This window comes from Tabrizicola fusiformis, assembly GCF_013328815.1.
Taxonomy (GTDB): domain Bacteria; phylum Pseudomonadota; class Alphaproteobacteria; order Rhodobacterales; family Rhodobacteraceae; genus Fuscibacter.
Window position 1 is genome coordinate 203,019 of record NZ_JABUHN010000008.1, and the last position, 12,966, is coordinate 215,984.

Consider the following 12,966-nt stretch of genomic DNA (forward strand, 5'->3'; position numbering starts at 1 on the left):
GCAACGTCAAGGGATAGCGGCGCGCAGCATAGCAGCCCTCACAATATCGGGAGGCAGCGGCATGAGCATGGCCTGTCGGGTCCAGAGGATCGCGGTTTCGATCCGCCGCCCGGGCCAGATCTGCGCCAGTGCCGCCGCATAGGCGCCCATCTGGCGCAAGAGCCCCTCGGGCACATCTTCGGCGCGGTCGGGAATCATGTTGTTGGTCTTGAAATCCACCGCCAGAACCCGATCCGTCGTCACCACCAGCCGGTCGATGCTGCCCAGCATCCGACCCGAACCCAGCGGGGCCGTCACCCCGACCTCCGCCAGAGTGCCCTCGGCGAAAAGTGGCGCAAGGGCAGGGTCGTCCAGCACCGCCAGAGCCTCGGGCAGCACATCGGCGCGCAACGCGGGGTCGGGCAGCAAAACCGCCGCCCGCGCGGCCCGCGCGGCTGCCGGCAGGCCGGCAAGCTGTTCGAGCAGCAGATGCAGCGCCGTGCCGCGCGCCAGCGCCGCCGCCTCTTCCAGCCCCTCACCCGGCAATGCCTTGGCGCCACCCAGATTGGAGGGCGACAGGGGCCGCCCGGTTTCGGGCGGCGGGGGTGCAGTGACAGACGCCCAGCCGGGCAGCGTGACTGCGGCGGGGCCAGCCGCCTCTGGTGCTGTTGGCAGCGGGTCGGGCCAGTCGCCGGTTTGATAGCGCAGGCGTCCGGCAGGTCCGGGCATGGCCCCCACCGCCTGCATTCCGCGCCGCACCTGCAGATACCAGCTCCAGTCGAGCGGTGCCTTCGCCCCGGCGCCGGTTTCCATCGCGGCCTTGCCCGCCCCCGCCACGATCAGCCAGCAGCGCGCCCGCGTCAGCGCCACATAAAGCAGACGCAGACTTTCCTCGGCCTGCCGCCGCATCCGCGTGTTGCGGGCGGCGGCGATGGGTGCCGGGCTGTCCTCTTTCGGCAGTTTCCAGGCCGGCAATCCGCCCTCGAGCAGGAAAATCTCGTCCCGTTCGCGTCTTTCGCGGTCGGCGGTGTCGGGCAGGATGACGATGGGCGCCTCAAGCCCCTTGGCGCCATGCACCGTCATCACCCGGATACGGCCTCCGGCGCCATCGGCCTGCCGCTTGACCTCGACCTCTTCCGAATCCAGCCAGATCAGAAAGCCGGTCAGGCTGGGCACTTCGGTTTCCTCATAGGCCAGCGCCTGTTGCAGCAATTCGTCGATACCGTCCTCAGCCTCGCTGCCAAGGCGGGCAATCAGGCGGCGGCGGCCATCATGGCGGGTCAGCGCCCGGTCGATCAGATCGAAGGGCCGCAGGAAATCGGCCTGATTGCGCATATCCTCCAGCATTGCGCGGGCCGTCTGATTCGGCCAGTCGCGCAAAGCCTCCCAGAGAAAACCCTTGCGCCCCTGCGCGAGCCGGTAAAGCGCATCCTCGCTCCAGCCGCACAGCGGGGAGCGGAGCAGCGCCGCCAGCGACAGATCATCCTCGGGCGTTGCCAGAAAGGCCAGAAGGGCGCGCAAATCCTTGACGGCCAGTTCCTCGCCCAGCTTCAGCCGGTCCGCCCCGGCAATCGGCAGCCCGGCCTTCTTGCAGGCGCGGATGATCGCCGCAAACAACGCATCCCGGCGCTGGACAAGGATCAGGAAATCCCCGGCGTGAACCGGGCGGGCGCCGGACGGGTCTTCCTTGCGATCGACGGGAATCTGCACGCCCGAACGGATCATCATGCCGATTTCAGCGGCAATCTGGCCGGCAAGCCGGGCGCTGTGGTGGGTTTCAGCAATCAGATCGACGGGATTGTCCCAATCCTCATCAGCTTCGGTCTTGACCGGCTCAATCAGCGGCCAGAGATCCACCCGTCCCGGCATCGCATCCTTGAAAGCGATGTGGTTCAATGGATCACCGACGGCCTCCGGGAAACTGTCGCCGAAGGTCTCATCAACCAGACGCAGCACGGCGGGCGAGGACCGGAAGGAATATTCCAGCTCCAGCGACTGGAACTGCTGGCCTGCCGCGCGAAAGCCCTCGGCAAAGGCCAGATGTTTGCGATCAAAGGCGGCAACATCGGCGCCCTGAAAGGAATAGATCGACTGCTTCTTGTCGCCCACCACGAAAAGCGTGCGCTCTCCGGCCCGCGCGCCTTCGCCGGCGGTGAATTCGCCGGTCAGAAGCTCGATGATCCGCCATTGGTCGGGCGAGGTGTCCTGCGCCTCATCCACCAGAATGTGGTCGATGCCGCCATCCAGCCGGAACAGCACCCAGGCCGCGACCGAGCGGTCTTCCAGCAGCGCCTTGGCCCGGGCGATCAGATCGTCAAAGTCGAGATAGCCGCGGGCCGCCTTGGCCGCCTCGTAGCGCGGCAGGAAAGCAGCGGCAAAGCGGTGCAGCGTTGCCGTGCGCTCGGCTGCGCGCAGGGCGAGGCGCCGGGGCCGGGCCGCCTCGACCCGCTGCATGAAGTGCTGAAGCGGCTCAAGATCGGCGCCAAGCGCCGCGCGGCAGTCTTTGGTGGGCAGCCGGTCCAGCTTGGCGCCATGCGGCTGTTTGGTTTCCGCGCCATAAAGGAACAGCCCTTCAAGCGCCGCGAGCGTGGCCGGATCGGGGCGCAGCAGATCAAGCGTGGCGAGCTTTTGGGCAAGGCCCACATCGGTGGATTTTCCGGCCAGCAGGACCGGCGCGATCCGTTCGCGCAGCGCCGCTTCGCCGCCAAGAAAGACATCCTCCATCACACGGGCAAGGTTTGCTTCACCATCAAGGCCGAAGGCACGGCGGGCTATCGCTGGGTCTGACATGTCAGCAAAAGCCGCGCGGTGACGGATGATCTCGGCGGTCAGGCGCGAAAAATCCTCTCCTGTAAAGGCCGCGGCCACCTCTGCAATCAGGTCGGGCGCGGCGCTGTCGGCCAGATCTTCGACGATTTCCGCCCGCAGAAGCTTGGCAGAACGGTCGTCCATTTCGCGGAAAGCCGGGGCGACGCGGGCTTCGAGCGGAAAGCGGCGCAGCAGCGTGGCGCAAAAGCTGTGGATGGTTTGAATCCGCAACCCGCCCGGCGTTTCAAGGGCCCGGGCAAAAAGCCGCCGCGCCTTGGTCAGATCGGCAGCAGACAGGGTGCCCTCATCGCCCAGCTCTTGCAAAGCGTCACGAAGCGGCCCGTCGGGCATCATCGCCCAATCGCCAAGCAGGCGGAACAGGCGGTTCTGCATCTCGGTCGCGGCGGCCTTGGTATAAGTAAGGCACAGGATATGCTGCGGCTCGACCCCGCCCAGCAGAAGCCGCGCCACGCGGTCGGTCAGCACCCGGGTCTTGCCCGAACCAGCATTGGCAGCAACCCAGGTCGAGGCGCGGGGTTCGGCGGCGCGGACCTGACGCTCCGAGGCGGCATTGCGGATCATGGCGCGTCCTCCGGCCCGACGGGCGCGGGTGCGGCGCGGTCCGACATCTGCCATTCCCCGTAGCGCGAGAGATGGTCGTAATCGCCTTCGTGGCGCTCTTCGAACAGCGCGCGGCGGGCGGTGTAGCCGGTGCTGCGCTGATGATAGCGGCGGATCAGGGTGACGAAGCGCCGCCATTCCGCCTCGATCCGTTCGGGGGTGAGGGCGGTTTCCACCACCTTCTCACCCGCGCCAAGGCCGACATAGCTGATCAGGGCAACCTCGCTTGGCCCCAGATCGGGAAAACCGCCGCGTTCGGCCATTGCGGCGGCCAGAAGCAACTGCTTTTCATAGATTTTCTGCTGGTTTTCTGTCGGGGTCTGACCGGATTTGTAGTCGATCAGATGCAGGCGGCCATCGGCAAGCCGGTCGATCCGGTCGGGCGTGCCGAAGAGGGTAAAATCAAGCTCTTCGACCTGCGCGCTGCCGCGGGTTTCGACCTTGAGCGTGGTGCCGCCATGCTTGCGGTCCTGTGTCAGCACATGATCCGCCACGCGCGCCAGTCGCGCCAGCCAGAGGGCGCGGGCGCTGGGGAAAGGGGTTTCTTCGGCCAGAACCTCGGCTGCAAGCGAAAGGAGACGGCGGCGCGCGGCATCGGTGTCTTCCTCCGGGGGGCGCTCGCCGGCGAAACGTTCGAGGATGCGGTGATAGGCGGTGCCGCGGTCGCGGGCGTCGGCCGATGGGTGCAGCGGGTCCAGCGGGTAAAGCCGCAGCATGTGGCGGGCATAGATTGCATAGGGGTCGCGGATCAGCCGCGCGATGGCGGTAAGCGGCAGGCGACGCGGTCGATCGGCCACGGGCGGCATGGGCGCTGGGCGGGACGCGGGCGGAGCTGGAGGCGTGGATTCGAGACAAACCGCCCTGTCGAGCCAGATTTTGCCGCGGTCGCGCATGGCGGCAAGTGCCTGTGGGCCGCCCTGCCCGGGCAGGCCGGACATCAGATTGGTCAGCCGGTTCAGCCAGCGCGAGGGAACGGTTTCCGCCTCGGCATCGCGCTGGGCGCGGGTCAGGACCACCTGCGGTGCCCCGATGGCCTGCTGATAATCATGGGCGGAAAGACCGATCCGCCGCTCGGGCAGAAGAAGGCCGGCCTCTTTGCGCATGGCGCGGTTCAGCCAGGGGTCCGGATCGGGCAGGCGCGGCCATGTGCCGTCGTTCAGCCCGCCCAGAATGACCAGCTCTGCGCCTTGAACCCGGGCCTCGATCGTGCCCCAGAACCGGATGCCCGGATGGCTTTGCGCGGGTTCGCGCACCTCGCCGCGGGCGATCAGGGCGCGAAAAAGGTCGCGGTATTCGGCGGCGGTCATGGCGCCGCCGGAACCGGCCTCGGCGGCAAGCTCGTCCATCAGATGCAGCGCTTCCTCCCCTGCGGCACGGTCCCAGAGGGCGCCGGAACCGTCGGCGGCGGTGCCCCGCGCCAAGGCTTCGGCAAGATGGCGATGGCGGGTGACATGGCGGGCCAGCGGTTCGGGCGCATCCGCCACAGGGGGCGGCAGACAGGCGGACAGGGCGGCGGCCCAACCCTCGGCGGCAGGGTCGTTGAGGCTGGCGGCCCAATGGCGCAGGTCGTCGGGCAGCGGGAAAGCGGGACCATGGCGGCGCAGGCGCAGCTCAAGCTCCCGCGTAAGGCGCAGATGGTTGCCGCGGTCGCCGCCGCAGGCTGTCAGCGGGTGTTTCAGCAGCACCAGAAGCCGGTCCGCCGAAAGGCGGGTGCAGATGAGATCGGCGACATGGCGCAGAAAACGCCCGGGCGCCGACAGCGCCAAGGGCCGACCCGCGGAATCGTCGGGCAGGATGCCCCAACGGTCGAGTGCTGCCGCAACCCGGCGTGTCAGCATCCGGTCCGGCGTGATCAGGGCCGCGGATTTTCCCATCTCGGCCGCTTCGCGCAATACGAGGGCTATGGCCAGGGCTTCGGCCCGCAGACCCGGCGCCTCTATCAGCGTCATATCGGCGGTGGCTGCGACCAGATCGGGCAGGTGCGGCCCTTCGGCGAGCCAGCGATCGGTGACCGGTGCGGGGCGGAGGGACAGGGAAATCAAACTGTTGCGGGCGGGGCTCGGTGCCGGTGCTGTCGTCCAGCCTTCGAGCTTGGCGGGGTCAAGCCCCAGAGTAGCCGCGAGACGACGATAGCGGAACTGCGGGTGATCCTCGGCGGTCAGGATATCCGAAAGCGCATCCCAGGCAGAGGCGGGCATGTCGCCGTCATATCCGGGCAGAACCAGGGCGCCCTGCTGCAGCGCGGCCACCGCCGCCATCAGCCGTGCCGTGGTGCCGCGCGACCCAGTCGATCCGGCAACGATCACCGGATCGACGGGCGGTTCGGCCTGCCAGCGGGCGATGGTCCGCTCCACCGCCAGACGTTGCCGCAGACCGGCGTCGGGGTTCGACATATCCTCAAGCTGTGGGGCGATGATGCCGAGGAAGGCCTGAATCCGTGCCCAATGTTCGGAATGGTTCGCCACGTCCAGTGCGGCAATGGTCTGCGTGCTGACCTCTTCGGCCTGCATTTCGTCCATCAGTTGCGCAAGGCTGTCGGCCAGGTCGAAAGTTGCGGCGCGCGGGGCAAGGTCGGGTTGGGCATCAAGCAGCCGCGCCACCAGTTGCGCCAGCAACAGGCGGCGGCGCAGGGCCGGCACCGGCGGCGGCAGGCCGAGTGCGGGATCGTCGGGCAGATCGGTGATCAGCCGCAGCCGCGGTAAAAGGAGGGCGCCACGCTGTTGGAAGGCTTCGATCACCCGGCTGCGCATCCGGGCGGTGTTGAGGTAAAGCGTGACGCGCGCCATGGCTTCGGGCGGGGTATGCGCCATGCGCGTGCAAAGTCCCGCGACCAGTTCGGCGGGAAAATCGGCACCGGGCGGCAGGGCATAGGCGCCGGGCGCGATCATGCCTCGCCTCCGGCCAGCAGGGCTTCGGCTTCGGCGATGCCCTCGGGATGGCCGACATCGCACCAGCCGCCCTGATGGATCAGACCGTAAACCCGACCGCGGGCAATGAGGATGTCCCAGAGGCGGTTGAGCGAGAAGATCTCTTCATCAATCTCGGCCAGCCCCCCGGTCCGCAGAATCTGGGCGCCGAGATAGACAGGCGCTTCGGCGCCTTCGGCGCGGCGCAGGCGGCCATCGGCGCCGATCAGAAAATCGCCCCGGCCGCTGTGGCCGCGGGCCTGCGCCCGGGGGGCCAGCAGGAGGAGGGCATCCATCCGTCCATCGTCCCACGCTTCCGCCAGTTCCTGCAAAGGATTGCGGCCGGTCCAGACGGCATCGGCGTTCAGCGTCATCACCGGACCCTTGCCCAGAAGTGGCAGCGCCTGCCGCAGGCCGCCGCCGGTCTCCAGCAGGATCGGTTCGCGGCTGAGGGAGATGGGCCGGGCGCAGAGGTGGCGGGCGATCTGTTCGCCCAGATGGTGGAGGTTCACCACGATGGGCCGCGCGCCCGCGGCATCTGCCAGCGCCAGCGCGTGGTCGATCAGGGGCCGCTCCGCGACCTCGATCATCGGCTTGGGTCGGGTCGCGGTCAGGGCGCCCATCCGGGTGCCGCGCCCGGCTGCAAAAAGCATCAGCGGAAATGACCGCATTTTTCACCTATCCGTCGCAGCACGCCGGGGTCCGGTGCCGGAAGAAGCTGGTCGCACAGGCGGCGCAGCGGGGCAAGTTCGGGCTGTGCCAGATTCTCTTGCAATTGTGCCCAGACCCGGGGCATCAGCGGCAGGTATCCCGCCTTGCCTGCAACAAGGCACAGCCGGGCAAAGATCCCCAGAATCCGCAGCGCGCGCTGGGCGCCAAGTGCTGCATAGGCGGGCCGGAACCGCGCCTCCTCTTGCCCGGTCATTGTCAGAAAATGCGCCTGCGCCTTGGCAACGGTTTCACGTGAAACATCCCGCCGTGCATCCTGCAACATCGAGACCAGATCATAACCGGGCTGGCCAAGCTGGGCGAGCTGGAAGTCCAGCAGGCCGACCCGCGCCAGGCCCGTGCGATCCGGCAGCCAAAGCAGGTTTTCAGCATGGAAATCACGCAGGATCATCACCCGCGGGCCGTCGGCATGGCGCTGCAGCAGCCCGGTCAGCAGGGCGCGGAAGGCCGTGCTGTCCATCCGGTCGCCCGTGGCCGCAAAGCGATACCAGTCGAGCGCAAAGGCGGCGGCATCGGCCCAGTCCGCCGCCGACAGATCGGGCAGGCCGGGTGGCGGCGGCGCGGCCTGTAATCGGAGCAGCACATCAACCGCCGCCCCGTAAAGCCCAGGCTCGGCCTGCGGGTCGGCGGCCACCAGTCGCGCAAAAAGCCCGTCGCCAAGATCCTCAAGCAGCAGAAACCCCTGTGAAAGATCACGGGCAAGACAGCGTGGCGCCGAAAGGCCAAGCTGCCGCAAATGGTCGGCAATGGCCAGAAACGCCGCAGGATCATCGCTCTTTCCGGGCGGCGCATCCATCAGGACCGCCGTTTCGCTGCCGCGCCAAAGCCGGTCATAGCTGCGGTCCGAGGCGTCTCCGGCCAGAAACGCGCGCCTTGCTGCGCCCCATCCTGCTTGTTGCAGAAAGCGGTCTGAAATGGCGCGGCGATCAGGCATTGGCAGCCCATTCGGCGGCCAGCGCCGCCGCCAGTTCCGGGCGCCCCGGCAGCGCGATCAATGCCTGCCGCCCCTCTCCGGCGGCACTCAGCCGCAGCCGCATGGCATCCCGCGGTGCAGAGTCGCCCAGCCGTTCGGGCCATTCGATCAGCGTGATGGCATGGGTCATGGCCTCGTCCAGCCCAAGCTCCAGCGCTTCATCCGGGTGGGTCAGCCGATAGAGGTCGGCATGCCAGATTTCCACATCCTCCGCCTGATAGCTTTGCACAAGGGTAAAGCTTGGCGAGGGGACGTCTTCCATCCGGCCCAGCCGCGCCCGGATGATCGCCCGCGCCAGATGGCTTTTCCCGGCGCCGATCGGCCCTTCGAGCAGAAGGCAATCGCCCGCCCGCAGCCGGGGCGCCAGCCAGGCACCCAGCCTGTCGGTGGTGGCCTCATCCGTAAGAAACAGCGTCAGTTCAGGGGGGCGGGCTTGGTCCATCCCCCAACACTACCGCCCCGCGCCGCGACCGCAAGCCAATCAGGCGCGGCGGCGATCCTCATCGCGCGAACCGCGCGTGGCTTCGCTGCGGTTCGCGGCCAGACGGAACGCCGTCAGCGTCGCCCCTCCCGCAAGGGGCGCAAAGCGGCAGGTCAGGAGCCGCCCGTCCAGAAGCCGCGCCTCCGCCTGCCAAGCCAGCCGATCCCCTACGGTCGAGACATAATCCTCAACCTCGGACCAAAGCGCGGCCGGCGCGGTCATCTCGCGCCAATAGCGGGCCAGCGCCCGCACCGGAACCTCGCCAACCGTCATCGTCGGATCATGCGTCCACAGGGCGGCATAGGCGGCATTGGTCATCACAAGATGACCCTCGCGGGAGAAGACCGCCACACCCTCTTCCATGGCGTCGATCACTGACTGGCCAAGCTCCAGATCGGCGCGATAGCGCCGCGTGCGCAGCATTTCGGTCGAAATATCCTCGATCATCAAGGCCAGTGCGCCGTTGGGATGCGGCCGCCCGGTCACGCGAAAGGTCTGGCCATCGGCCAGATTCCAGGTGTCCTCATACAACCCCTGCGAGGCCGCGCGTTCCATATCCACCAACTGCCGTCGCCAGCCGCGATAGTCCTTCGGCTCGGGCAGCATGTTGCGGTCGCGCAGCGCATCCAGCACAGACAGCAGCGATGGCCGCAGCGTCAGGAAATCGGGCGGCAGTCCCGTAAGGTCCAGCAGCGCCGGATTGAAAAGCTGCAACTGTCGCTGGCTATCGAAAATCGCCAGACCGATCGGCAGTTGTGCAAAGGTCTTCGTCAGCGTCTGCATGAAATCGCGCAGCGCCGTTTCCGCCTGCACCAGCGCGTCGGTCGAGCTGGCGAATACCAGACGGTCGCCATCCGTCCCCGTTACCGCCGTCACATCGAACCATCGCGTCGCCCTGCCCGGAGGGTTGAGGGCAACCCGCTGGCCCAGCGCCAGCTCCGCTGTCGCCCGCCGCTCGAACAGCCGCGGAAGCGGCCATGTCAGCTCGTGGCCGGGCGGCAGATTCTCCATTGCCGCCACAAGATAGGCTGCATTTGTCCAAACCACCGCGCCTTCCACATCTTCGCGCCAGCACAGCCCAGGCATTCCGGCAACCACCCGGCGCAGCGTTTCCACCTCTTCGGCAAGTGCGTTGTGGGTGAAAGGGTCCGGCCCCGCCCCCGTCGCGGCACCGGGCACGCTGAGTTGCAGCCGCATCAATCCGCCCCGCAACTCGGCCTGCAAAAGCGCGGGCGGGCCTTTACCCGGCTGCGATACCAGGTGCAGTGTCCCCTGTTCGGTCAGATCAGTCAGCCCGGTTTCCAGGTTGGGAAAGCGGGCAGAAAGATGCCGGATCAGCTTTGCCCAAGGGCCACCGGAACCCTGAAGCGAGTGGATCAGCGCGCGGGCCGCGCCGCTTCCATCTATCAGCGCTTCACCGTCGAACAGGAAGACAGTGCCGGGATTGCTGTCGGAAAAGATGCTCTGCGCGACGGGCCCGCGCCGTTCGGCGGCGGCGGCATGAATGAACAGCCCGGCCAGCGCCGACAGAAGTCCTGTTGTCACCAGCCCAACCGCAAGAATGAAACCCACGACGGCACTCCCAAGCCCCAGAATCTCAACCTAGGCGCGATTTTGTTAAAAGTGTGTTAAAAGTTTGAGCGCAACCCCGAGTTTAAAGATCAGGTGATCAGCCGGTTCTCGCCCAGAGCCTGCCCTTTCGGTGCAAAGATCGCCGAAGCCGGCCAGATCACCTCGACAATGGCACCGCTGCGGTCCGGCCGCTCTTCCGGTGTCAGGAACGGGTCGCCGGCATTGGCAAAGGACAGGTCGGCGCCGGTCCGCTCCAGCAAGGTCTTGGCAATGAACAGGCCCAGACCCATCCCCTCATATCCCGGGCGCGCTGCGACATCCTGCGCGCTGCGGCGGGCCCGCACGAAAGGGTCGCCGATCCGCCCCAGAACGCCGGGCGGGAAGCCTTCGCCATCGTCAATGATCCGCAGCGTCAGGTTGCGCAGCGTCCAGCTTGCATCGACCCAGACCCGGCTGTGCGCGAAATCCACCGCATTCTGCACCAGATTGCGCACGCCATGAATCAGTTCTGGCCGCCGCAGGATGATCGGCTCGGGCAGGTCGCCCCGGGAATCCGGGGCAAAGGTAAAGATCACCTCCTTGCCCCGCGCCAGATGCGGCTCTGCCGCCTCGCGCAGCACGGTGCCAAGGGGGGCCGCGCGCAGATGAAGGTCTTCCTTGCCGGCCTTGCCCATCGACCGCAGGATATCCCGGCACCGATCGGCCTGTTCGCGGATCAGTCTGGCATCGTCCAAGAGGTCGGGATTGTCCTGCAATTCGTCGATCATCTCGGAGGAAACCAGTTTGATCGTGGCCAGCGGCGTGCCCAGCTCATGCGCCGCGGCGGCAATCACGCCGCCCAGATCGGTCAGCTTCTGTTCCCGCGCCAGCGCCATCTGCGTGGCCAGCAGTGCATCCGACATCGAGTGCATTTCTGTTGCCACCCGGCGCGAATAAAGCCCCAGAAACAGAATCCCGATGATCAGCGACAGCCAGAAGCCAAAGCCGAAAATCCCCGGCACCTGCAACACCTCACCCGAGGCGGCGCGCAGCGGCACGTTGAAGAATGCGATCAGCGTCACAAAGAACACCGCCATCGCGCCCAGAAGGATGGTGGAGCGCAGTTCCAGCGCCGAAGCCGAAACGGTAACCGGCGCAAGGATCAGCAGTGCGAAGGGGTTGGTCAGGCCGCCGGTCAGATAAAGCAGGAAGGAAAGCTGCGACAAATCGAACAGCAGCGTCAGCATCGCCTCGGTTTCGGTCAGCCGCTTGTTCTGCGGAAAGATGTAGATCGAGACCAGATTGGCGATCACCGCCGATCCGACGGCCAGCAGGCAAAGCCCCAATGGCAGTTGCAGCCCGTAATGCCGGTCTGCCACCAGAAGGGCTGCCATCTGCCCGACAATGGCCATCCAGCGCAGCAGGATCAGCGTGCGCATCCGCAGCCAATCGGCCCGTTCCGGGCGTTCGTAAAGGGGGGAGGCTGCGGTCATGGCGGGCCCTGCACTCTGGTCATTGCCTGCCAAGGGTGGCAACATGACGGGGTGATTGGCAAGAGCGGTCGGGAGATGGCAATGGGACGGGTTTATGCGGCGCTGGCCGTGGCGGTGACGGCGGCTTTTGTCGGAGTGCCCGCTTGGTATTACTATCAGAACCGCGCCAGCGACCCCTTTGCCGATTGCCGTGGCGGGGCTGTTGGAGGGGGTGCCATCGGCGGGCCGCTCTCGCTTGTGGATGGTGCAGGCAAGGCGGTTACGGAAAAGGACATCTTCACCAAACCGACGCTGCTTTATTTCGGCTATACCTTCTGTCCCGATGTCTGCCCGATGGACAATGCCCGCAATGCCGAAGCGGTCGATATTCTGGAAGAGCGGGGATATGACGTGCAGCCTGCCTTCATTTCCATCGACCCGGCCCGCGATACGCCCGAGGTGGTGCGCGAATATGCCGAAAACCTGCATCCCAAGATGATCGGGCTGACCGGCTCGGAAGAACAGATCAAGGCCGCTTCGGCCGCCTACAAGACCTATTTCAAGAAGCAGGAAGATGGCGACCCGAATTTCTATCTGATGGACCATTCGACCTTCACCTATCTGGTGCTGCCCAAGGCCGGCTTTGTCGAATTCTTCAAGCGCGACGACACCGCCGATGCGATGGCCGACCGCGTGGCCTGCTATGTTGACAAGGCCCCGGGTTGAGGCATTTGACGCTGCCGCGCAAGCAAACTAGCTTGGAAAATACATCTTCGGGAAAAGGGGGCCGGCATGGCGGATGAGCTTGGCGCGGAATTGGGCGTGGATCGCACCCTGCTGTTGGTCGATGATGACGAGCCTTTTGTAAAACGGCTTGCCAAGGCCATGGAAAAGCGCGGCTTTCTGCCGGAAACCGCAGGCAGCGTTGCCGCTGGCCGTGCCATAGCCCTGACCCGCCCGCCGGCCTATGCCGTGGTTGATCTGCGGCTTGAGGACGGCAATGGGCTGGATGTGGTCGAGGCGCTGCGCGAACGGCGGCCCGATTGCCGCATTGTCGTGCTGACCGGATATGGGGCGATTGCGACCGCCGTTGCCGCCGTCAAGATTGGCGCCACCGACTATCTTTCCAAACCGGCCGATGCCAACGATGTGACCAATGCCCTGCTGTCGCGCAGCGAGGCGCTGCCGGAGCCGCCGGAAAATCCGATGTCCGCCGATCGTGTGCGATGGGAGCATATCCAGCGTGTCTATGAAATGTGCGACCGCAATGTTTCCGAAACCGCCCGGCGGCTTTCGATGCACCGCCGGACGCTGCAACGTATTCTGGCCAAGCGCAGCCCGAAATAAGCCAAATCGAATGGCGCGCATTGGCTCTGTTGCACAAATCCCGTGAGGGATTCATCTCGTGAATCCAGCGTGGTAGCCGGCGTGCATGAGCAGACCCAT

At 66.3% G+C, this 12,966-nt stretch carries 9 protein-coding genes; 2 read left to right on the forward strand and 7 right to left on the reverse strand.

Annotated elements, in window-relative coordinates:
- Nucleotides 1-6 precede the first annotated feature (6 nt).
- The 7 genes from addA to regB all read right to left on the reverse strand — a co-directional run bounded on the left by addA (nucleotide 7) and on the right by regB (nucleotide 11,541).
- Entirely contained in the window at nucleotides 7-3,369 is a 3,363-nt protein-coding gene (gene addA, locus HS053_RS14575) for a double-strand break repair helicase AddA (RefSeq protein ID WP_174211987.1), read from the reverse strand.
- Nucleotides 3,366-6,296 (reverse strand): double-strand break repair protein AddB, encoded by a 2,931-nt coding sequence (addB, locus tag HS053_RS14580; RefSeq protein WP_174211988.1) that lies wholly within the window; start codon nucleotides 6,294-6,296, stop codon nucleotides 3,366-3,368. The genes addA and addB overlap by 4 nt, the downstream gene beginning before the upstream one ends.
- Nucleotides 6,293-6,985: a nucleotidyltransferase family protein gene (locus HS053_RS14585; protein WP_174211989.1), complete on the reverse strand. Its 693-nt coding sequence runs from the start codon at nucleotides 6,983-6,985 to the stop codon at nucleotides 6,293-6,295. Before HS053_RS14585 ends, addB begins: the two co-directional genes overlap by 4 nt.
- On the reverse strand, nucleotides 6,967-7,977 hold the full coding sequence (locus HS053_RS14590) for an aminoglycoside phosphotransferase family protein (RefSeq protein WP_174211990.1): 1,011 nt from the start codon (nucleotides 7,975-7,977) through the stop codon (nucleotides 6,967-6,969). The genes HS053_RS14585 and HS053_RS14590 overlap by 19 nt, the downstream gene beginning before the upstream one ends.
- Entirely contained in the window at nucleotides 7,970-8,458 is a 489-nt protein-coding gene (tsaE, locus tag HS053_RS14595; protein WP_174211991.1) for a tRNA (adenosine(37)-N6)-threonylcarbamoyltransferase complex ATPase subunit type 1 TsaE, read from the reverse strand. The genes HS053_RS14590 and tsaE overlap by 8 nt, the downstream gene beginning before the upstream one ends.
- A 39-nt stretch (nucleotides 8,459-8,497) precedes the next feature.
- The gene (locus HS053_RS14600; protein WP_174211992.1) at nucleotides 8,498-10,069 is read right to left on the reverse strand and encodes a PAS-domain containing protein; all 1,572 of its coding nucleotides are present in this window, start codon (nucleotides 10,067-10,069) and stop codon (nucleotides 8,498-8,500) included.
- 89 nt (nucleotides 10,070-10,158) lie between these two features.
- The gene (regB, locus tag HS053_RS14605; protein WP_174211993.1) at nucleotides 10,159-11,541 is read right to left on the reverse strand and encodes a sensor histidine kinase RegB; all 1,383 of its coding nucleotides are present in this window, start codon (nucleotides 11,539-11,541) and stop codon (nucleotides 10,159-10,161) included.
- Between the two features lie 81 nt (nucleotides 11,542-11,622).
- Between regB and HS053_RS14610 the strand changes: the two genes are divergently transcribed.
- Complete coding sequence (locus HS053_RS14610) at nucleotides 11,623-12,246, forward strand: SCO family protein (protein ID WP_174211994.1); 624 nt, start codon at nucleotides 11,623-11,625, stop codon at nucleotides 12,244-12,246.
- Nucleotides 12,247-12,312: 66 nt separating this feature from the next.
- The gene (locus HS053_RS14615; protein WP_174211995.1) at nucleotides 12,313-12,867 is read left to right on the forward strand and encodes an ActR/PrrA/RegA family redox response regulator transcription factor; all 555 of its coding nucleotides are present in this window, start codon (nucleotides 12,313-12,315) and stop codon (nucleotides 12,865-12,867) included.
- Nucleotides 12,868-12,966: the final 99 nt, after the last annotated feature.

Bases quoted from the DNA above. Each gene is read 5' to 3' on its own strand.
- addA (WP_174211987.1), bottom strand. From the start codon at position 3,369: ATGATCCGCAATGCCGCCTCGGAGCGTCAGGTCCGCGCCGCCGAACCC.
- addB (WP_174211988.1), bottom strand. From the start codon at position 6,296: ATGATCGCGCCCGGCGCCTATGCCCTGCCGCCCGGTGCCGATTTTCCC.
- HS053_RS14585 (WP_174211989.1), bottom strand. From the start codon at position 6,985: ATGCGGTCATTTCCGCTGATGCTTTTTGCAGCCGGGCGCGGCACCCGG.
- HS053_RS14590 (WP_174211990.1), bottom strand. From the start codon at position 7,977: ATGCCTGATCGCCGCGCCATTTCAGACCGCTTTCTGCAACAAGCAGGA.
- tsaE (WP_174211991.1), bottom strand. From the start codon at position 8,458: ATGGACCAAGCCCGCCCCCCTGAACTGACGCTGTTTCTTACGGATGAG.
- regB (WP_174211993.1), bottom strand. From the start codon at position 11,541: ATGACCGCAGCCTCCCCCCTTTACGAACGCCCGGAACGGGCCGATTGG.
- HS053_RS14610 (WP_174211994.1), top strand. From the start codon at position 11,623: ATGGGACGGGTTTATGCGGCGCTGGCCGTGGCGGTGACGGCGGCTTTT.
- HS053_RS14615 (WP_174211995.1), top strand. From the start codon at position 12,313: ATGGCGGATGAGCTTGGCGCGGAATTGGGCGTGGATCGCACCCTGCTG.